General features: G+C 73.4%; 19 protein-coding genes and 1 tRNA gene. 9 read left to right on the top strand and 11 right to left on the bottom strand.

The features are described 5' to 3' along the window. Nucleotides 1-33 precede the first annotated feature (33 nt). Together AMK11_RS02935 and AMK11_RS02930 are read left to right on the top strand one after the other, a co-directional pair. On the top strand, nt 34-2,658 hold the full coding sequence (locus tag AMK11_RS02935; RefSeq protein ID WP_073723900.1) for a phosphoribosyltransferase: 2,625 nt from the start codon (nt 34-36) through the stop codon (nt 2,656-2,658). Then, the gene (locus tag AMK11_RS02930; RefSeq protein WP_073722697.1) at nt 2,658-3,470 is read left to right on the top strand and encodes an HAD family hydrolase; all 813 of its coding nucleotides are present in this window, start codon (nt 2,658-2,660) and stop codon (nt 3,468-3,470) included. The genes AMK11_RS02935 and AMK11_RS02930 overlap by 1 nt, the downstream gene beginning before the upstream one ends. Here the strand turns inward: AMK11_RS02930 and AMK11_RS02925 are convergent. After that, nucleotides 3,388-4,218: a DedA family protein gene (locus AMK11_RS02925; RefSeq protein WP_073722695.1), complete on the bottom strand. Its 831-nt coding sequence runs from the start codon at nt 4,216-4,218 to the stop codon at nt 3,388-3,390. The genes AMK11_RS02930 and AMK11_RS02925 overlap by 83 nt on opposite strands. Nucleotides 4,219-4,350: 132 nt before the next feature. Here AMK11_RS02925 and AMK11_RS02920 point away from each other — a divergent pair, with 132 nt between their 5' ends. Both AMK11_RS02920 and AMK11_RS02915 read left to right on the top strand, forming a co-directional pair. Beyond that, nucleotides 4,351-5,493, top strand: coding sequence for a sensor histidine kinase (locus AMK11_RS02920; RefSeq protein ID WP_198941286.1), 1,143 nt, complete (start codon nt 4,351-4,353; stop codon nt 5,491-5,493). Beyond that, entirely contained in the window at nt 5,484-6,128 is a 645-nt protein-coding gene (locus AMK11_RS02915) for a response regulator transcription factor (RefSeq protein WP_073722691.1), read from the top strand. Before AMK11_RS02920 ends, AMK11_RS02915 begins: the two co-directional genes overlap by 10 nt. 89 nt (nt 6,129-6,217) lie before the next feature. On the opposite strand, the gene AMK11_RS02910 is transcribed toward AMK11_RS02915, so the two are convergent. From AMK11_RS02910 to AMK11_RS02900, 3 genes are all read right to left on the bottom strand, one after another. Beyond that, nucleotides 6,218-6,442, bottom strand: a complete 225-nt coding sequence (locus AMK11_RS02910; protein ID WP_073723898.1) for an FmdB family zinc ribbon protein — start codon at nt 6,440-6,442, stop codon at nt 6,218-6,220. Nucleotides 6,443-6,552: 110 nt separating this feature from the next. Next, nucleotides 6,553-7,959, bottom strand: a complete 1,407-nt coding sequence (locus tag AMK11_RS02905) for a hypothetical protein (RefSeq protein WP_073722689.1) — start codon at nt 7,957-7,959, stop codon at nt 6,553-6,555. Between the two features lie 71 nt (nt 7,960-8,030). Continuing rightward, nucleotides 8,031-8,825 (bottom strand): DUF4097 family beta strand repeat-containing protein, encoded by a 795-nt coding sequence (locus tag AMK11_RS02900; protein ID WP_073722687.1) that lies wholly within the window; start codon nt 8,823-8,825, stop codon nt 8,031-8,033. A gap of 224 nt (nt 8,826-9,049) precedes the next feature. On the opposite strand from AMK11_RS02900, the gene AMK11_RS02895 reads away from it, so the two are divergent. Next, a tRNA-Val gene (locus AMK11_RS02895) sits at nt 9,050-9,124 on the top strand. Between the two features lie 124 nt (nt 9,125-9,248). On the opposite strand, the gene AMK11_RS02890 is transcribed toward AMK11_RS02895, so the two are convergent. Next, on the bottom strand, nt 9,249-9,605 hold the full coding sequence (locus AMK11_RS02890; RefSeq protein WP_073722685.1) for a hypothetical protein: 357 nt from the start codon (nt 9,603-9,605) through the stop codon (nt 9,249-9,251). Nucleotides 9,606-9,721: 116 nt separating this feature from the next. On the opposite strand from AMK11_RS02890, the gene AMK11_RS02885 reads away from it, so the two are divergent. Next, complete coding sequence (locus AMK11_RS02885) at nt 9,722-10,255, top strand: GNAT family N-acetyltransferase (RefSeq protein WP_073722683.1); 534 nt, start codon at nt 9,722-9,724, stop codon at nt 10,253-10,255. A 4-nt stretch (nt 10,256-10,259) separates the two neighbouring features. Next, the gene (locus AMK11_RS02880) at nt 10,260-10,493 is read left to right on the top strand and encodes a DUF2277 domain-containing protein (RefSeq protein ID WP_073722681.1); all 234 of its coding nucleotides are present in this window, start codon (nt 10,260-10,262) and stop codon (nt 10,491-10,493) included. Nucleotides 10,494-10,583: 90 nt separating this feature from the next. Here the strand turns inward: AMK11_RS02880 and AMK11_RS02875 are convergent, their stop codons facing one another. The 4 genes from AMK11_RS02875 to AMK11_RS02860 form a co-directional block, all read right to left on the bottom strand. Further along, entirely contained in the window at nt 10,584-11,222 is a 639-nt protein-coding gene (locus tag AMK11_RS02875) for a DedA family protein (RefSeq protein ID WP_073723896.1), read from the bottom strand. Between the two features lie 194 nt (nt 11,223-11,416). Then, on the bottom strand, nt 11,417-11,872 hold the full coding sequence (locus AMK11_RS02870) for a DoxX family protein (RefSeq protein ID WP_073722679.1): 456 nt from the start codon (nt 11,870-11,872) through the stop codon (nt 11,417-11,419). 236 nt (nt 11,873-12,108) lie between these two features. Then, nucleotides 12,109-13,803 carry an alkaline phosphatase D family protein gene (locus AMK11_RS02865; RefSeq protein ID WP_073722677.1) on the bottom strand — a complete coding sequence of 565 codons (1,695 nt, stop codon included), beginning with the start codon at nt 13,801-13,803 and terminating at the stop codon, nt 12,109-12,111. A 97-nt stretch (nt 13,804-13,900) separates the two neighbouring features. Beyond that, nucleotides 13,901-14,545, bottom strand: coding sequence for an HNH endonuclease family protein (locus tag AMK11_RS02860; protein WP_073722675.1), 645 nt, complete (start codon nt 14,543-14,545; stop codon nt 13,901-13,903). Nucleotides 14,546-14,978: 433 nt separating this feature from the next. Between AMK11_RS02860 and AMK11_RS02855 the strand changes: the two genes are divergently transcribed. Together AMK11_RS02855 and AMK11_RS02850 are read left to right on the top strand one after the other, a co-directional pair. Then, nucleotides 14,979-15,560 (top strand): TMEM165/GDT1 family protein, encoded by a 582-nt coding sequence (locus AMK11_RS02855; protein WP_073722673.1) that lies wholly within the window; start codon nt 14,979-14,981, stop codon nt 15,558-15,560. A 142-nt stretch (nt 15,561-15,702) separates the two neighbouring features. After that, nucleotides 15,703-16,368 (top strand): HAD-IA family hydrolase, encoded by a 666-nt coding sequence (locus AMK11_RS02850; RefSeq protein ID WP_073722671.1) that lies wholly within the window; start codon nt 15,703-15,705, stop codon nt 16,366-16,368. Nucleotides 16,369-16,764: 396 nt separating this feature from the next. Here the strand turns inward: AMK11_RS02850 and AMK11_RS02845 are convergent, their stop codons facing one another. Next, nucleotides 16,765-17,970: a peptidoglycan-binding domain-containing protein gene (locus AMK11_RS02845; protein WP_073722669.1), complete on the bottom strand. Its 1,206-nt coding sequence runs from the start codon at nt 17,968-17,970 to the stop codon at nt 16,765-16,767. 125 nt (nt 17,971-18,095) lie between these two features. Then, complete coding sequence (locus tag AMK11_RS02840) at nt 18,096-18,593, bottom strand: GNAT family N-acetyltransferase (protein WP_073722667.1); 498 nt, start codon at nt 18,591-18,593, stop codon at nt 18,096-18,098. Nucleotides 18,594-18,722: the final 129 nt, after the last annotated feature.

Here is an 18,722-nt window from a genome sequence, read left to right as displayed (position 1 = left end):
CACACCGCGGTGGACAACGGGAGGCACGAGTACATGACCGAGAGGGCGCACGCCGACGAGCGCACCGGAGTCTGGTCCGGCAGCTGGGTCGCCGAGCGGCTCGGCGTCGAACTGACCGGCGACGACACACTGCCCGCCCTGCTGGGACTCGCCCTGCGCCGCAACCCCAAGCGGGCGCACCTGCTCGTCTCCAACGTGCTCGGCAAGCACGTCCCGCAGTCGCCCTCCGTCGTGCACGGCCACGGCATCGCACTCGGCCGCCGCGTCCGTGACCTGCTCGGTGCCGAGGCCGCCCGGCGCGCCGTCGTCCTCGGCTACGCGGAGACCGCCACCGGCCTCGGCCACTCGGTCGCCGACGGTCTCGGCACCGCCCCGTACCTGCACTCCACCCGCCGCCCGGTCGCAGGGGCGGCGCGCGCGGGCGGCTTCGAGGAGTCCCACTCGCACGCGACCTCCCACCTGCTGCTGCCCGAGGACCCGGCGCTGCTCGCCGGGGACGGGCCGCTGGTCCTCGTCGACGACGAGTTCTCCACCGGCAACACGGTCCTCAACACCGTCCGCGCCCTGCACGAGCGCTACCCCCGCAAGCGGTACGTCGTCGTGGCCCTGGTCGACATGCGCTCGCCCGCCGACGCGGGCCGGCTGGAGGACTTCGCCCGGGAGATCGGCGCCCGCGTGGACCTGGTGACGGCCGCCTCCGGCACGGTCCGGCTGCCGGACGACGTCCTCCAGCAGGGGCAGGAACTGGTCGCCCGGTACGAGGCGCTCGCCGCCGGGCCGGCCGGCGAAAGCCGGGGCGCCGAGATATCCGGGCTCGCGTGGTCCGCCCGCGACGAGGTGACCGACACCGGCGCCGGCGCCACCGCACCCGATCCGGGCCGTGCGGGAGCGTCCGCGCAGGGAGCCGCCGGGCCGGAAACGCCCGCCCCGGCCTCCACGTCTCCCGCCGGGACCGTCGCGCGGGTCGACCTGCACTGGCCCGCGGGCGTACCGGACGGCGGACGGCACGGGTTCACGCCCGTCCACCGGGAACGGCTGGAGGCGGCGCTGCCCGGCATGGCCGACCGGATCGCCGGAGCGCTGCCCGCCGGCGCCCGGCGCGTGCTCGTCCTCGGCTTCGAAGAGCTGATGTACGCCCCCCTGCGCCTGGCCCGCGAGCTCGAGCAGGCGGTCGATGCCGACGTGCGCTACTCGACCACCACCCGCTCTCCCGTCCTCGCGGTGGACGACCCCGGCTACGCGATACGCACCCGCCTGGTCTTCCCCGCGCACGACGATCCGGCCGACGGCCCGGGCGAGCGCTACGCCTACAACGTCGCGGGCGCCGGATTCGACGCCGTCGTCGCCGTCGTCGACTCGGCCGCCGACACCCCCGCACTCCACGCGCCCGACGGGCTGCTGGCCCGGCTCGCCGCCCACTCCCCGCACGTCCTGCTGGCCGTGGTCCCGTCGTACGTCCCGCAAGCCCCTCATGCCTCGCACGCCCCCGAAAGGCCCCCCATGCTGCCCGAGCCCCTGCGCGGCCCCGACTTCTCCTCGTACGACCCCGAAGAGGTCGGCTGGCTGCTCCAGGACCTCTCGGACGTGACGCTGGAGGCTCCGACCGAGGAGCGCGAGGAGGCCATCCAGAGCGGCGGCGCCCACTACGCGGAGTCGCTGCCGGTGGAGTACCAGCCCAGCGAGGAGTACCAGGAGTTGTTCCACGCGGCGCTGGAGACGTCCGCGGCCCGCCTGGCCCGAGCCGTCGGCGCCGTCACCGAGATCGTGCTCACGGAGCGGTCCCCCCGCCCCGTCCTGGTGTCCCTCGCCCGCGCGGGCACACCCGTCGGAATCCTGATGCGCCGCTGGGCGCAGTACCGCCATGGTCTCGACCTCCCTCACTACGCGGTGTCGATCGTCCGGGGCCGGGGCATCGACGCCAACGCACTGCGCTGGCTGGCCGACCGCCACGACCCCGCCGACGTCGTCTTCGTCGACGGCTGGACCGGCAAGGGCGCCATCACCCGAGAACTCGCCGCCGCCCTGCGCGACTTCGAGTCCACCGACGGCATCACCGGCTTCGACCCCGAGATCGCGGTGCTGGCCGATCCCGGTTCCTGCGTGCGCGCCTACGGCACCCGGGACGACTTCCTCATCCCCTCCGCGTGCCTCAACTCCACCGTCTCCGGCCTGATATCCCGCACCGTGCTCCGCGCCGACCTCGTCGGCCCGCACGACTTCCACGGCGCGAAGTTCTACCGCGAACTCGCCGGCGCCGACCTGTCGACGGCCTTCCTCGACGCCGTCACCGCCCGCTTCCCGGACGTCGCCGACACGGTCGACGCCCAGGTCAAAGACCTCCTGTCCGCCGACCGCAGCCCCACCTGGGAGGGCTGGGCCGCCGTCGAGCGGATCAGCGAGGAGTACGGCATCCACGACGTCAACCTCGTCAAGCCCGGCGTCGGAGAGACCACCCGCGTCATGCTGCGCCGAGTCCCGTGGAAAGTACTCGCGCGAGCCGGCGCCGGTGCCGACCTGGACCACGTACGCCTCCTGGCGGAGCAGCGGGGCGTACCCGTCGAGGAGGTCACCGACCTCCCCTACACCTGCGTCGGTCTGATCCACCCCAAGTACACGCGGGGCGCGACCGGCGCCGACGGCAAGGCGGTGGCGCTCTGATGCCGGTGCTCGTCGCGAGCGATCTCGACCGCACGCTCATCTACTCCGCCGCCGCGCTCGGGCTGACCATGCCCGACCTGCGGGCACCCCGGCTGCTGTGCGTCGAGGTCTACCAGAGCAAACCCCTCTCCTACATGACCGAGACGGCCGCCGGACTGCTGACCGAACTCGGCGACGCGGCGGTCTTTGTACCGACGACCACCCGCACCCGTGCGCAGTACCAGCGCATCAACCTCCCCGGCCCGCCCGCCCGGTACGCGATCTGCGCCAACGGCGGCCACCTGCTGGTGGACGGCGTCTCCGACCCCGACTGGCACGCGCGGGTGACCGCACGGCTGGCCGACGAATGCGCCTCGCTGGCCGAGATCCGCGACCACCTGACGAACACCGCCGACCCTCTGTGGGTCCGCAAGCACCGGGTCGCCGAAGACCTCTTCGCCTACCTCGTGGTCGAGCGCGAGCTGCTGCCCGAGGACTGGGTGAAGGAACTCGCCGTGTGGGCCGAGAACCGGGGCTGGACCGTGTCCCTCCAGGGCCGGAAGATCTACGCCGTCCCCAAGCCCCTCACCAAGAGCGCCGCCGTGCGCGAGGTCGCCCGCCGCACCGGCGCCGACCTCACCCTCGCCGCCGGCGACTCCCTCCTCGACGCCGACCTGCTGCTCGCCGCCGACCGGGGGTGGCGCCCCGGCCACGGTGAGCTGGCCGACTCCGACTGGACGGCTCCGGCGATCAGCGCCTTGCCCGAGCGCGGCGTGCTGGCCGGTGAGCGGATTCTCCGGGAATTCCTCCGCGCGGCGAATCCGGCTCGCTGACCCCGCCGCCACGTCCCCCGGCACCACCTCCGGTGCCGGGGTGGCCGTCGTCGTCGGCTGGCGGACGTATCTCCTGTCCTCCGTCGCGTCCGCGGCCCCGCCTGCGCTGTCCGCCGCCGGGCCGCATCAGACGCATGCCTATGAAGACCAGCAGCGCCAGGGCGGCAAGCGCGAGGATCACCTTCGAATAGGTGGAGGCGATGCCCGACACCTCGGACCAGTTGTCACCCAGCGCGTAGCCCGCGAGTACGAACACCGTGTTCCAGATCGCGCTGCCCAGCGTGGTCAGAGCGAGGAAGACGGGCAGCCGCATCCTCTCCACGCCCGCCGGCACGGAGATCAGACTCCGGAAGATGGGGATCATCCGGCCGAAGAAGACCGCCTTGGTCCCGTGCTTCTGGAACCACGCCTCCGTCTTCTCTATGTCCGACACCTTCACCAGCGGCAGCTTGCCCGCTATCGCCACCGTGCGGTCCCGGCCGAGCAGGGCGCCGACCCCGTACAGGGCGAGCGCGCCGATGACCGAACCCGCCGTCGTCCACAGCAGGACGGCGATCAGGTTCATCCGGCCGGAGCTCGCCGCGAACCCGGCGAGGGGCAGGATCACTTCGCTCGGCAGGGGAGGAAAGAGGTTCTCCAGAGCGATGGCCAGGCCCGCGCCCGGTGCGCCGAGCGCGTCCATGAGGTCGTTGATCCACTGCGGTGCGGCACCGCTGTCCGCGGCCGTCTGCGCTGCGATGGCTGTCATGCCGACCACGCTAGAAAATCGCAGCTGAAGGGACCCTGAGGAAGTCCGCACGATCGTTTGCGGTGTACCGCAGGCGGACATTGCGGTTTTCCGCAGTGTGCGCCGGGCCGGCGCCCGGCTAGCCTCGCGATCATGCGAGTCATGGCGCGACGTGTAGTGCGGTGCGGGGTGGGCCTGATCATGGGGACCGCCACGGCCGCCGTCGAGCTGCTCTTCGCCCTGCTGGCCGGCGCGGCACTCCTGCCGGTTGCGGCCTGGCCCACCGCCCGCCGTGCCGTCCTGCGCCCGGTCCTCGCGGGCGCGCGGACACTGGCGGGACTGGAGCGGGCCCGGCTGGCGATGTGGCTGAACCTTCGCATCACGCCCGCGCACGAGGACGTGCGGGCCCTGCGGTACGTGGCCTGCCACTGGGCCCTGGGAGTCCTGGGCGGCGTGGTGATGCTGACGGCCGCGATCGGCCTCGGGTACGGCACCTTCGGGATGTACGGCTGGCTCCTCCTGGACGGCATACGCAACCCCGGTTCGTTCGTCCTCGGCAGTCTGGGCGGCTTCTTCCTCGTGTTCCTCGCCGTGCAGGGAATATTCGGCGTGGTGGGACTGGAGGGGCAGCTGGCGCGCCACTTCCTCGGCCCCCGCCACCAGGAGGAGCTGGAGCGGCGCATCGCCGAGCTGTCCGCCAGCCGCGCCGCCGTGGTCGACGCGGTGAACGACGAACGGCGACGCATCGAGCGTGACCTGCACGACGGTGTGCAGCAGCGCCTCGTCGCACTCGGCATGCTGCTCGGCCGTGCCCGCCGCAGTCAGGACGCCGACCGGCGCGACCGGCTCCTGGCCCAGGCCCACGACGAGAGCCGCCGCGCCCTGGACGAGCTGCGCGAGGTGGCCTGGCGGATCTACCCGACCACGCTGGACGAGGCGGGGCTGCGCGCGGCCCTGGAGACGGTCGCCGAGCGGGCGTCCGTGCCGGTGGGGGTGGAGTACGACGTGGCCGGGGAGCCCGAGCAGGCCGTGGCGACCGTCGCCTACTTCGTCGTCTGCGAGGCTGTCACGAACGCCGTCAAGCACGCGGCGCCCACCCGGATAAGCGTCGCTGTCAGAGCTGAGGAGCAACGGATGTACGTGAGCGTCCAGGACGACGGCTGCGGCGGGGCGAACGCCGCCGGCAGCGGACTGTTCGGGCTCGCCCGACGTGTCGCGGCCCTCGACGGCAGCCTCAGCGTGGTCAGCCCGCCGGGCGGGCCCACCCTCGTGGCCGCGGAGCTGCCATGCGGTTGATCCTCGCCGAGGACTCGACCCTGCTGAGGGAGGGCCTGGTGCGGCTGCTGATGGAGGAGGGACACCAGGTGCTCGCGGCCGTGGGCAATGCCGAGCTGCTGCTGAAGGCGGTCGCCGAGGACCCGCCGGACGTGGTCGTCGCCGATGTCCGGATGCCGCCCACGCACACGGACGAGGGGCTGCGCGCCGCACTGGAGATACGCGAGCGCTGGCCCGAGGTGGGGGTCCTGGTGCTCTCCCAGTACGTCGAGAAGCGGTACGCGACGGAGCTGCTCACCGGTGACACCGAAGGCGTGGGGTATCTGCTGAAGGACCGGGTGGTCCAGATCGACGAGTTCCTGGACGCGCTGGAGCGGGTGGCCGCCGGACGCGCGGCCTTCGACCCGGAGGTCGTCCGGCAGCTGCTCGGCCGCACGACCCACACCGACCTGCTCGCCCGGCTCACCGCGCGGGAGCGGGACGTGCTGGCGGAGATGGCGCAGGGGCACACCAACGCGGCGATCGCGCGGCGGCTGCACATCTCGCAGAGCGCGGTGGAGAAACACACCAACGCGATCTTCGACAAGCTGGAACTGACCGGAGGGGAGGGCTATTCACGCAGAGTGCTGGCCGTGCTGCGTTACCTGGGCAGCTGAAGGAGGCCGACGGGAGCCCGAAACCGGGCCGCCCCAGGCAGTCCGGGGAGACGGCCCAGTCACGCGCCGGGAGGCGCGATCCGGCCCGGTCAGCCGCAGCAGCCTCCGCCGCAGCAGCCGCCACCGCCTCCGCCACCCGGCGCGGGCGCGGGAGCGGACCCGGTGGAGGAGCCGCCGACCGCGACCGTCGACAGCAGCTTCACCGTGTCGTCGTGGCCCGCCGGGCAGGCGGCGGGAGCGGAGGACTCGGCCATGGGGCGGCTCAGTTCGAAGGTGTCGCCGCAGCTCCGGCAGCGGTACTCGTAGCGAGGCATGGACACAGGTTAACCGGCCGGACGGCAGGCGCCGCGGGTGAAGCCGGGAATCCGGTCGGGAGGAGCCGTGCACGGTCACCGGCAGCCGGTCGGTGATCGGTGATTGGCGATCAGTGACCGCCGCCGCGCTCCTCGCGGATCTGGGAGACCACATGGGCCACCGTCTGCCGGACCTCCTCGGTCTCCGTGAGGAAGTGCCAGTAGTCGGGGTGCCGGCCCTCCAGCGTGGCGATCGCCCGTTCCAGCCGTGCCACGGCGTCGTCCAGCGGGCGCGCGTGCCGGGGGTCCGGGGTGTTGCGGCCGGCCATGGCCAGGCGCTGGGCGTCCCGGATGGCGAAACGGGTGCGCTCGATCTCCTGCTGGGGGTCCTTCTGCACGGCGTTCAGCTGCCGCAGGCGGTCGCCGGCGGCCGAGACCGCCTCGTCGGTCGTGTTCAGCAGCGCCCGTACCGTCGACAGGAGGGCGGTGGCGTCCGGCCAGCGCTGTTCGTCGCGGGCACTCTGGGCCTCGGCCAGTTTCCGTTCGGCCTGCCGGACCGACTCGGCGGCCTGGTCGGGTACCTGCTGCAGGTCCTGCCAGCAGGCGGCGGTGAAGCGTCGTCGCAGCTCGCTCAGTACCGGTTCGACCTGCTCGGTGCGGGTGGTCAGGGCCTGGGCGCGGGTGCGCAGGGAGACCAGCCGGTGGCCGGTCTCGGCGGCGCGTTCGGGCAGCCGCTCGGCTTCCGCGCGGACCGACTCGGCCTCCCGGGTGACCCGCTCGGCCCGCTCCAGGGTCTGGGGCACGCCGTGCTGTCCGGCGCCCTGGTTCAGCCGGGTCAGCTCCGGGCCGAGGGCGGCGAGCCGGGCGGCGAGGTCGTCCGCTTTCAGCCGGGACTCGCGTGCCGTGTCCAGGGCGTTGGAGGCGGCGAGCAGAGCCTGCCGGGCCCGCTCGACGGCGGGCGCCAGCCGGGCCAGTTGGGTCTCGGCCTTGCCGAGCAGGGGGCCGAGTCCTTGGGCGAAGCGGTCCAGCTCCTGTTTGACGCGGCCGAGCTCGGTCCTGGCGGCGGTCAGTTCGGTGCGGGCGCGGGAGGCGGCCGACGCCTCCAGGTCGTCCCGGTCCAGGTCGTGGGCGTCGACGGCGTTGATGTACTGGTGGCTGACCTCGTCGATGCGCCGGCCGAGCGCCTCGAAGTCGCCGACCGCGCGCCGGGCCGCGGGGGAGGAGTCGACGGCCGCGATCGTCTCCACCGAGATCCGCAGGTCCCGCTGCGCGGTGTCCAGCTCGTAGAAGGCCGCCGCGGCGTCGTCCTTCGCGGCCTGTGCCTCGGCCCGCTGGCTCTCGGCCCGCCCGCCGAACCAGCGGCGCGTGCCGCCTCCGGCGAACGCGGCGGGCAGCGCGAGCGCGACGAGGACCGGCAGGCCCGCGAGGGTGAGGACGTCACGGACCGCGGCCGGTGTGCGGCGGCGGGCGGAGCGGTGAGGCAGGCGCCGCGCACGCGGCACCATCGGCGAGTTCGGCTGCGATGGTGTCGCCGTCACATCCCTCTCCCGTGTCGTCCGTCCTGCCCGGGTTCATTCTCCCACCCGTTAGGGACGAACACACGGGCCGGTCAGTTCGCGGTTCGGACCGTGACTTTGCCGTCCTGGGTCCGCGCGTTCACCACGTGGGCGCTGGTGTCGTCCCGGGGCACGGACACGTCGACCGAACCGTCGTCGCTCTCGGCGGACACCTTGTACGTGTCGCGGGGCAGGGAGACGCTCACGGAGCCGTCGTCGCTGCGGGTCTCCACCAGCTCCGGCACGGCGCGCAGCTCGAGGCGGACCGAGCCGTCCTTGGTGGACGCCTCGACGCGGCGCGAGGAGACGTCCGCGCGCAGGGATCCGTCGTCGCTGTGCAGTTCCAGCGGCCCGGTGGTGTCGCTGACGCGGACGGACCCGTCCGCCGTACGGATCTCCAGCGCGTCCCGGAAGCCCTGTGCCCGCACGCTGCCGTCGTCGGACTCCACCTTGACGGCGACACCTCGCGGCACCTCCACGCGGTGTTTGCTGGCACAGTCGGCGACCACGCCCGAGCAGTGCGTGCGGAGCTTGAGCCGGTCGCCTTCCATGCTCCAGGTGACCTCGGGGTCGGAGCCGAGGACGACCGAGCCCTGGAACCACCGCGTCACCTCGACCTTGCCGGCGGCGTTGCCGTCGGCGGCGACGACCTCCAGACCGGAGTCGTCGGCGTCGATGGTGAGGGTGTCGCCCCGGAAGGCGAAGGTCCGGTGGTCGGGGTCCTTGTCGTCCTCCGCGGAGGTACAGGCACCGAGGCCCGCGACGAGAACGGCGACGGTACCGGCGGCGGCGAGCGCGCGGACCGATGCGCGGGCCGACGTGCGGGTCGGAAGGATACGGCGGGACATGACGGTTCCCCCAAGGACGGACGACGAGGTGCCGCCGGGTGGGTCCGCGGAGCGGGGCCCGGCGCGGCGAGGCTCTTCGAGCGTATGGAGCGGCGGGCCCCGCCGGGATCCGGGCCACTCCCGGATCGGGGGTGGGGTTAACCCCCGGCAGGGAGGGACGGGAGGCCGGCGTCAACGCGATTGCCGAGCAGTGCCCCGTGCCATGTAGGCTGTCCACTCGTCCTGGGTGCGTAGCTCAGGGGTAGAGCGCCTGCCTTACAAGCAGGATGTCGGCGGTTCGAAACCGTCCGCGCCCACCAGGACCGGCGCCGCTGTCGTCGGTGCGAGGCCCTCGGAGAATGCTCCGGGGGCCTTTCGCGTGCGCCCGCTGGGCGTGCTCCGCACGATGCCTGCCGGTGCGGGGTCCGCTCGGGCGTCTTCGCGTCAGGCGTCCTCGGGCGGGGTCTCGGGGGCCGGGGCGGCGTGTGCGCGTTTCAGTTCCGAGCGGGCGGTCACCTGGTCGGGGCCGGTGATCTGCGACCAGTAGCGATGGGTGCTGACGAACACGGCGAGTTCGCGCTCGCGCTGTCGGAGTTTCTCCACCTCGGCCTGTTCGTCCGCGGACCAGCCGGGCGAGGCCGGGCGTTCGACCTTGCGCCAGCCGTTGTCGTCGCTGAACCCGTCGAGTGGTTCGACGGACCAGGGAAGTCTCTTGAGCAGGGCCGACAGCTCGGCCCGGACCTGATGCAGTTCCTCCTGGCCGGCGAGGAGGTCACTGGGGAAGTCATAGGTCGTAGCCACGATCCAATAATACGCCTGTTCGATTTTGAGGCGCGCGTTCCCTTCACTGGTTCACGCGAAAGGGTGGCCCCCGCCGCCGGGGTCGACTGTCAGACCCCTGCCCTACCGTGAAGAACATGGACGGCGAGGAAGAGCGGGCCGGTGGTGCAGGGGACCGGGTGTGCCTGGTGCCCTGGGCGGAGGGGGATCTGTGGCTGCTGCGCAGGACCAACGCCCCCGAGATGACCGTGCACCTGGGCGGCCCGGAGACCGAGGAGCAGCTCGCGGTACGGCACCGGCGCTACGTGGGGTCGGCGCCGGGGCGGATGTACCGGGTCACGCTGGCGGACGGCGGCGAGACCGTCGGCTCGATCGGGTACTGGCAGCGGACCTGGCGGGGCGCGGAGGTCTGGGAGACCGGGTGGGCGGTACTGCCGGAGTTCCAGGGGCGGGGGCTGGCCGCGCGGGCCGCCCGTGCCGTGGCGGAGGCCGCCCGCGACGCCGGTCCGCACCGGTATCTCCACGCGTTCCCGAGCATCGACCACGCCGCCTCCAACGCGGTCTGCCGACGGGCCGGCTTCACCCTGCTCGGCCAGGCCGGCTTCGAATACCCGAAGGGCCACTGGATCACGTCGAACGACTGGCGAGTGGACCTGAAGAGAGGAGACTGAGGCCATGTGCCGCAGCATCAAGACACTGCGTCCGCCCGCGCTTCCCGAGGAGGCCACCGAGGACGAGATCAGGGCCGCCGCCCTGCAGTACGTCCGCAAGGTCTCCGGTTTCCGCGCGCCGGCCGCGCACAACCGCGAGGTTTTCGAACGGGCCGTGGAGGCCGTCGCGGGCGCCACGGCCGAGCTGCTCGCCGACCTGGAGGTACGAGGAGGCGCCGGTGCCCGGCGGGCCTCGTGACCCACGCCCCGTGACTCCTTACCCGTGACTCCTTACCCGTGACCCGGACGTGTGCCCCGTGGGTCGTCGCGACCCCGGGCCCTCCGTCCGTTACGACGCCCGATGCGCCCCGGGCTGGCGGCGCATCAGGTAGGCCGCCCCCGCGCCCGCGCCGAAGAGCGCCGCCAGAGACACCCCCGTCGCCAGCCAGGTCGCGCCCAGCCACTGGCTGCCGAAGTAGCCGAGGGCCACGCTGTACAGGGCCCAGGCGAGTCCGGCGAGGGCGGACCAGGGCAGGAACTCGCGGATCCGGCGGTGCGCGGTGCCGGCGACGAGGGAGACGACCGAGCGGCCGGCAGGGGCGAAACGGGCCAGTACGACGAGGGCACCGCCCCCTCGGGCGAGCGCCCCGCCGAGACGTTCCTGCGCGGTCGTCAGCCGGCGGGAGCGGGCGATCGCCCGGTCCAGGCGCGGCCCGCCGCGCCAGGCGAGGCGGTAGACCGCCAGGTCGCCGAGGACGGAGGCGGTCGCCGCGCAAAGGATCAGGACCAGGATGTCGGGCACGTCCTGTGGGACCCGCCCGGCGGCCGCCGCGCCCGAGCCCGCTGCCGCCGCCGTGGCCGCCGCGATCACCAGGACGCCGCTCGGCAGCACCGGCAGGAAGATGTCGAGGAGTACGGAAGTGGCCACCAGCACATAGATCCATGGGCTGCTGACCAGCGAACCGACGCTTCCGAGACTCTCGACCACCACAACTCCCGTTACTCCCCCGTGGGCCGGGCCATGCCGCAGGACGCGGGGACGGCAGGAGCGGCCGATGACAGCCATACAGCGTACGCCCGGGGTGTGACAGGCGGTTCACAGGGGGCTTGGGTGTTCGGCACGGAACGTTCACCGGGCGGAGGTCGTCACGTCCCCGGACCCTCCGGGGACGCGGAGGCGGGTCAGGCCGCGACCGGGGTCTGCCGCTCCGTGGCCGCCTGCTCCGGCTCGGACGCGCGCCGGGCGAAGAACCGGTCGAGGCCGAAGGCGCCGGAGCCGGTGAAGACCAGCAGCAGGAAGGCCCAGCAGAACATGGCCGAGGCCTCGCCGCCGTTCTCCATCGGCCACAGGGCGCCCGGCTGGTGCACCTTGAAGTACGCGTAGGCCATGGAGCCCGAGGAGACGAGCGCGGCGGCGCGGGTGCCGAGTCCCAGCAGGACGAGGCCGCCGCCGACCAGCTGGATCGCGGCGGCGTACCAGCCGGGCCAGGTGCCCGCCTCGACCGTGCCGCCGGTGCCCGACGCGCCGCCGAGGACCCCGAAGAGGGAGGCGGCGCCGTGGCAGGCGAAAAGCAGGCCGACGACCATGCGGAACAGGCCGAGGGCATAGGGCTGGGCGCTGTTGAGGCGTCCGGACATGTGGGGGGTGCTCCTTCGGTCGGGCCGGCCCGGGACAGGGGCCGGTGGGGACGGAACCGAGTGGGCTGCCCACGTTAGGTGAGCCTAATGAGTACTTGCAAGTTCAACATTTGGCCATAACGTGGCGGGCGGTCACCGTCCCGTCCGGCCGCGCTCCGCAGGTGGGAGCGCTCCCACAGCCAGGCCGAGGCCTGTCGGCATGACTGAATCCATACCCGGCCCCCGCCCCGGGCGGCCTACGCCAGATCCCGGTCCGTGATCATCCGCAGGGCGGTCGTCCCGTCGCGTTCCGCCCGGGCCTGTTCGAGCCGCAGCCGGGCCGTCCGGCCCCGCAGCGTCAGCGTCATGATCTGGTTGCCGAACCACGGGCCGCCGGTTCTGCGCCAGCCGACCGCCGGCTCCGCGCAGCGTCCGTGCCGGGCGACGCGCCGCCCGAGGGCACGCGCCAAGGCGCTCCAGCCGAAACGGAAGCCGAGCCGGATGGAGAGCGGGACGGAGTTGTGGACGGGGGAGCAGGTCAGCTGCGCGACGTGCGCGTCGGGTGCGCGCCCCGGCCAGGACGGTTCCGCCACGTAGGCGTGGTGGACGTCGCCCGACAGCACGCTCACCGTCGCGGGCGCCCCGGGCCCCGTACCGGCCTCGGCGATCAGGTCCGCGAGGGCGTCGAAGGAGGACGGGAAGGCCGACCAGTGCTCCAGGTCGGCGCCCCGCCGGATCCGCTCCCCGAGCCGTGCCCAGCGTGCGCCCCGTTCACCGGCGCACATCGCGGCGTTCCACGCCTCCACGTCGTGCACCAGGTGGGGCAGCAGCCAGGGCAGGGAGGTGCCGATCAGGAGGTGGTCGTACGGGCCCTCCTGATCGGCACCGACGCGCGCCCCCTCGGTGCTGGTGCCCACCTGCGCACCGCCGCCCCGTCCGTAGAGGACCTGCTCGCGCAGCCAGGCGGCCTCGCCCGGGTCGAGCATCGCGCGGCGGTCCTCCTTCAGGACGCGGGCCGCGCGGGAGTCCACCATCAGCAGCCGTACGCGGCCGAAGTCGCGCCGGTAGCTCCAGCGGACGGAGGCCGGGTCCGCGTCCGCGCGCGCGGCGAACGTGCGCAGCACGTCGGTGCCGTCGGGGACGTCGCGGACGGCCGCGTAGAGGGGGTCGGCGGCCAGCTCCGCGGGGGAGAGGTTGCCGAGTTGCTGATACACCCAGTAGGACATCAGCCCGCTCAGCAGCCGCTCGCGCCACCAGTCGGTGGCCCGCATGTCGGCGAGCCACGCCTCGGAGGTGTTCCAGTCGTCGATGACGTCGTGGTCGTCGAAGATCATGCAGCTGGGCACGGTCGACAGCAGCCAGCGCACCTCGGGGTCGAGCCACGACTCGTAGTAGAGGCGGGTGTACTCCTCGTAGTCCGCGACCTGGTCGCCGGGAGGGTCGGCGAGGCCGCGGCGGCCGGCGATCCAGCGGCGCGTGGCGTCGGAGATCTCGTCGGCGTACACCTGGTCGCCGAGCAGGAGCAGTACGTCGGGGCGCGCGGCCTGAGGGTCGGCCGCGATGCGGGCGGAGAGGGTGTCCAGCGCGTCCGGGCCCACCGGATCGTGGCCGCCGGCCGGGGGCGCGGCCCAGCGGCAGGAGCCGAAGGCGATGCGCGTGCCCGCGTCCGCCGGGGACGTGGCGATGACGGAGGGCGGGAAGCGGGAGTCGGGCGGGGGCCACACGCGCGCGCCGTCGAGGAGCACCTCGTACTCGGTCGCCGTGCCGGGTGTCAGGCCGCTCACCGCGACCAGCGCGTAGTGGTGGCCCGCGATCTGGAACGTACGGCTCGTGCCCGTGGCGCCGTCGGCGCAGCGCACCTCGGCGGTGCACGGCCGGTCGCTCTCGACCCACACGGTCGCGCACGAGCCGTCGGTGTATCTCAGCAGTGGTCCCAGGCGCAGTCCGGCCATGGTGATCCCCTCCTCCGTCGCCCCGTACGGTACGGAACGACGGAGGCCGGCGGGGAGGTTCCGCGCCGAACGCGCCGGACACGCGGCGGACGGCGGTTCAGCAGTTCGCCAGGTGGCCCCGCAGCGCCGACTTCTCCGCGGAGTCGACCGAGAGGTCGTAGTAGTACTTCACCTGGACCCAGGCGCGGACGTAGGTGCAGCGGTAGGCGCTGCGCGAGGGCATCCAGGTGGCGGGGTCCTGGTCGCCCTTGGACTGGTTGACGTTGTCGGTGACCGCGAGGAGCTGGGGGCGGGTCAGGTCGTTGGCGAAGGACTGGCGCCGGGAGGTGCTCCAGGAGCCGGCGCCGGAGTCCCAGGCCTCGGCGAGCGGGACGAGGTGGTCGATGTCGACGTCGGAGGCGGCGGACCAGGTGGCGCCGCCGTAGGGGGAGTACCAGCTGCCGCGCGTGGGGTAGCAGGAGGTGTCGGTGGTGACGCCCGAGCCGTCGCGCTTGAGGACGGTCTCGCGGGTGTTGCAGTTGCCGGACTGGCTGATCCAGTGCGGGAAGAGGTCGCGGTCGTAGCCGGTGCGGCTCTCGCTCTCCACGGTGAGGGAGGAGAGGTAGGTGCGGGCGGTGGCGGCGCTGACCGGGGAGGGGAGGGCGGCGGAGGCGGCCGGGCCGTTGAGCAGCCCGGCCGAGGCTATGAGCCCGGTGAACGCGGCGAGGAAACCGAGCCGTCGACGCGCGTAGAACTTCGGCATGCGAACTCCCTTGGAGTGTGGGGGTGTCGGGACGCGAGCAGGGGAATGCTCAGGCGCCGCATGGCGCACAGGTGTGCGGCCGGTAAGAAGCTAGTGACGTGTGCATGGCACGTCTACGGGTGCGACAGGAGTCGTGACGGAGCGTCCCGGGACTTTCGCCCCTCGGGCCCGCCCGCGGGCGTCGCGTACTATGGACGGCGCAGAAGGGGAGTAGCTCTTCGCCGGACCGTCGACACACTGCTCAGCTCGCCTGAGCCGGCGCCCGGAGGCAGGACTCGTGCGCGAGCCCGGCCAGCGAGACCTTCGGCAAGCAGTGCACGCCCGTGCCGTACGGCGGGGGCGATCCGTGTGCTGCCGTGCCGAGGTGTCCGCAGCGCAGGAGCAGTCAGGACCAGCACTCTCGGCGGGGCGGCCCCGACCGATAGAGGATCCCTTGATCAGCCTGACCGTGACGGCAGTCGTCTTCGGCGTCGTCTTCCTCGCCGAACTGCCCGACAAGACCGCGCTCGCCGGCCTCGTCCTCGGCACCCGCTACCGCGCCTCGTACGTCTTCGCCGGCGTGGCCGCCGCCTTCCTCCTGCACGTCGTGCTCGCGGTCGCGGCCGGCAGCGTGCTGACCCTGCTGCCGCAGCAGATCGTGCACGCGATCACCGGTGTGCTCTTCCTCGGCGGTGCCGCCGTGCTGCTGATGAAGAAGGACGACGAGGACGAGGAGATCCGCAAGCCCGAGGACCAGTCCTTCTGGAAGGTCTCCGGCGCGGGCTTCATGCTCATCCTGGTCGCGGAGTTCGGCGACCTCACGCAGATCATGACCGCGAACCTCGCGGCCCGCTACGACGACCCGCTCTCCGTCGGCCTCGGCGCGGTGCTCGCGCTGTGGGCGGTGGCCGGGCTCGGCATCGTCGGCGGGAAGGCCCTGATGAAGCGGGTGCCGCTGGCGCTGATCACCAAGATCGCCGCGCTGCTCATGCTGGGGCTGGGCGTGTGGAGCCTGTGGGAGGCGGTCGCGGGCTGAACGGTTCGTGAACGTTCCGGCGGGGCGGTGGCGCGATCCCCGACCCGTTTTGTACCGTGGAGAAACAAAGTGGCTCCCGCCCGTTCTCCCTGACCGGCGGGCGGGGCCGCCTTGTTTCCTCCCCGCGCTTTGGAGTCTGCCGATGACGGCCACCGCCACCACCGTTCTCACCACCCGTGCCCTGCTGCTGGACATGGACGGCACCCTCGTCAATTCGGACGCCGCCGTCGAGCGCGTCTGGCGGCGCTGGGCCGGCCGGCACGGGCTGGACGGCGACGAGGTGATGAAGGTCGTCCACGGCCGCCAGGGCTACGCCTCCATGGCGCTGCTCCTGCCGGACCGGCCCATGGAGCAGAACCACGCGGACAACGCCCGCATGCTCGCCGACGAGACCGCCGACACCGAGGGCGTCGTCGCCATCCCGGGCGCGCCGGAGTTCCTGGCCTCGCTGCGCGGCCTGCCGCACGCCCTGGTCACCTCGGCCGACGTGCCGCTGTCCACGGCGCGGATGGCCGCCGCCGGGCTCGCCCAGCCGGACGTCCGGGTCACCGCCGAGTCGGTCGGCGCCAGCAAGCCGGACCCCGAGGGCTTCCTCAAGGGCGCCGCCGAGCTGGGTGTCGAGCCCGCCGACTGCATCGCCTTCGAGGACTCCGGCGCCGGCATCGCCGCCGCCCGCGCCGCCGGGATGCGGGTCGTGGGCGTCGGCCCGCGCGCCGGGCTCCACGGGCCGGACGTGGTCGTGGAGGACCTGACGCGGGTACGGGTGGAGGCCGGCGCGGACGGCTCGCTGCGGCTGCACATCGGCTGACGGCCGGCTGCGGACCGGCTGAGCCCGGCTGGTCATCGGCGGGTGGCCGCACAGCTGGCGGCCAGCCACCCGTCCGTGCGCGGCCGACGGCCGATCACACGTCCGTGGCGGTCGGCGGCAGCCCCCCGTCCGCGACTGCGCATCGGGGGTGCCGCACAGCCGGGCGGCCGTCTGCCGCCCCACGATGGGCAAGTCGGCCGTCGTACGACGAGCGCCGGCTGCTGGACGGCGAGCACGGCCTCCCGTGCGGCGAGCACGACGTCCGTACGTCGAGCACACGACGTCCGTACGGCGAGCACACGACGTCCGTACGGCGAGCCCGGCTACCGTACGGCGAGTACGGCGTCCCCGGGGCGAGTCGCCGGACCGTTCCCGCGGCGCCCGGCCGGACGCGGGCTACGGCTCGCGCGTCTCCGACTCCAGCATGCGCCGGGTGTCCTGCCCGTAGACGCCGAACTCGTCGGAGCGGACGCCGCGGGCCCACTGGTATCTCCGGACCGCCTCCTCGACGTGGTGGTTGTAGTTGCCGTTGATGTCGCCGTTGTAGAGGTACAGCTGGGTCAGCCGCTGCTGCAGCTCGGCCACCTCGGAGCCCCGGTCACCGCGGTGCAGTGTGGGGCCGCCGCCGTAGCCCTGGTCACGGTCGTCGTCCTCGGACTCCTGCGTGGGCCCGTCGGGAGGGGTGGTCGCGGCGGACGGTGACGTCTCGGCCGACGGGGACGGCGACGGCGGGGCACTGGACGCCGACTGTGACGCGGTCGGCGAGGGCGACGGACTGGTGCTCGTGGACGGCGACGCGGACGGGGACGGCGACGCGGAGGTCTCGGAGGCGGACGGCGAGCTCGACGCGGGAGCGGTGGACGCCGTACTGGCCGACGGCTCCGGCACGCTCGCCCTGACCTCCTCCGGCAGCGCGCCGTCCCGCGAGGGCGACTCGTAGGCGAACAGGCCGCTCGCGAACCCGGCGGCGCCCACCACGACCACGACCGCCCCCACGGCACTGAGCAGCACGCCCCGGCGCCGCCCGCGCCGCCCGCCGGTGCCGTCCGCGCCGGGCTCCACCGGCGTGACGGGCGGGGCGGCCGAGGCCGCCGACGTTTCGAACAGGCGCAGGTCGTGTGCGTTGGGCACGCCGGTCGAGGGTGCCAGCGGTGTAGGCAGTACGGAGGTCGCCTCCGTGGCCGCGGAGGCGGCTTCCGCGGCCGCGACCGGCGGCTGCCCGGCACCGACGGCGCGCAGCGTCATGGTGGCGTCGGGGTCCGGCGCGGTCGGTGCGGTGGGCGACGTGGGTACGGACGGAGGCGTCGCGTCCTGCGGAACCGTGGCCTCCGGCGCCCCGTCGGCAGCAGCCTCTCGCGGCGGCGACCCGGCCGCGCCGTCGAGCTCGACGTACGGGCGTATTCGCAGCGGATCGAAGTCCTCCGCCGCTGCCGCCTGTGCCGTACGAGCGTCGCGCAGGGCGTCGGACGCTCGCGTTCCGCAGGCGCAGGCGGGCGTGTTGTCCGCCTCCCTGGGCGTGCCGCACTCCGGGCACGAGTGCCCGGAGGAGGCTCGCTCCGGCGACGCCTCTCCCTGCCCTTCCGGCTGTTCCCGCTGCTCCAACGCGCTCGTCCCTCCCCTCGCGACTCCCCTCGCGAACTCCAGAGATTATGCAGATCTTCTCCATACTTCCGCGCGCTCGCCCCCGGAATCCCGGCTTCCCCCAGCCCCGAACCGCCCAAAACCGGTCACAATCGCGGCAGCGGCTTGGCGAACCAGTGCTCGGCGTACGGCCCGTCGTTGTACGGCTCGGTCTCCGCGTAGCCGAGGCGCGCGTACAGGGCACGGGCCTCGACGAGGTCGCCACGGGTGTCGAGCACCATCCGCGAGGCCCCGAGCGCCCGCGCCGCGTCCTCGGCGGCCCGTACGAGCAGCGCGGCGCCGCCCCGGCCGCGCATCCGCTCGTACAGGAACACCCGCTTCAGCTCCGCGGTGCGGGCGTCCAGCAGCCGTACCCCCGCCGTGCCCGCCGCCTCGCCGCCGTACCGCGCGACCAGCAGGCGGCCCCCGGGCGGGGCGAGGTCGGCGCCGGACTCGGCGGCGATCTCCCGTTCCAGCTCGCCGGGGTCGGTGGGCCGCCCCTCGTGCAACAGGTACCAGCGGTCGCTGACTTCGGTGTAGTACGCGCGCCACAGGGCGGCGGCCTCGGGGGAGTCGTACGGCTCCGGGGCGACGGTCCAGGTCATCCGGCCATTGTCGGAACGGGCCGGCCCGCCGCGCGAGCGTATTTTCCCACGGATGCGCCGCCCCCGCTCCCCGTGCGCCGTTTGACCGGCAACTGAGGGGCAACCCGAACGGCGAACCGGCCCGCCAGG

This window comes from Streptomyces sp. CB02414, from assembly GCF_001905385.1.
Taxonomy (GTDB): Bacteria; Actinomycetota; Actinomycetes; order Streptomycetales; family Streptomycetaceae; genus Streptomyces.
Note: the sequence above shows the minus strand (reverse complement) of the source record. Positions and strands in the feature narration are given on the sequence as shown.

Excerpts from the sequence above, each read along its gene's own strand:
- AMK11_RS02935 (WP_073723900.1), top strand. The coding sequence starts at position 34 with ATGACCGAGAGGGCGCACGCCGACGAGCGCACCGGAGTCTGGTCCGGC.
- AMK11_RS02930 (WP_073722697.1), top strand. The coding sequence starts at position 2,658 with ATGCCGGTGCTCGTCGCGAGCGATCTCGACCGCACGCTCATCTACTCC.
- AMK11_RS02925 (WP_073722695.1), bottom strand. The coding sequence starts at position 4,218 with ATGACAGCCATCGCAGCGCAGACGGCCGCGGACAGCGGTGCCGCACCG.
- AMK11_RS02920 (WP_198941286.1), top strand. The coding sequence starts at position 4,351 with ATGCGAGTCATGGCGCGACGTGTAGTGCGGTGCGGGGTGGGCCTGATC.
- AMK11_RS02915 (WP_073722691.1), top strand. The coding sequence starts at position 5,484 with ATGCGGTTGATCCTCGCCGAGGACTCGACCCTGCTGAGGGAGGGCCTG.
- AMK11_RS02910 (WP_073723898.1), bottom strand. The coding sequence starts at position 6,442 with ATGCCTCGCTACGAGTACCGCTGCCGGAGCTGCGGCGACACCTTCGAA.
- AMK11_RS02900 (WP_073722687.1), bottom strand. The coding sequence starts at position 8,825 with ATGTCCCGCCGTATCCTTCCGACCCGCACGTCGGCCCGCGCATCGGTC.
- AMK11_RS02885 (WP_073722683.1), top strand. The coding sequence starts at position 9,722 with ATGGACGGCGAGGAAGAGCGGGCCGGTGGTGCAGGGGACCGGGTGTGC.
- AMK11_RS02880 (WP_073722681.1), top strand. The coding sequence starts at position 10,260 with ATGTGCCGCAGCATCAAGACACTGCGTCCGCCCGCGCTTCCCGAGGAG.
- AMK11_RS02870 (WP_073722679.1), bottom strand. The coding sequence starts at position 11,872 with ATGTCCGGACGCCTCAACAGCGCCCAGCCCTATGCCCTCGGCCTGTTC.
- AMK11_RS02865 (WP_073722677.1), bottom strand. The coding sequence starts at position 13,803 with ATGGCCGGACTGCGCCTGGGACCACTGCTGAGATACACCGACGGCTCG.
- AMK11_RS02860 (WP_073722675.1), bottom strand. The coding sequence starts at position 14,545 with ATGCCGAAGTTCTACGCGCGTCGACGGCTCGGTTTCCTCGCCGCGTTC.
- AMK11_RS02850 (WP_073722671.1), top strand. The coding sequence starts at position 15,703 with ATGACGGCCACCGCCACCACCGTTCTCACCACCCGTGCCCTGCTGCTG.
- AMK11_RS02840 (WP_073722667.1), bottom strand. The coding sequence starts at position 18,593 with ATGACCTGGACCGTCGCCCCGGAGCCGTACGACTCCCCCGAGGCCGCC.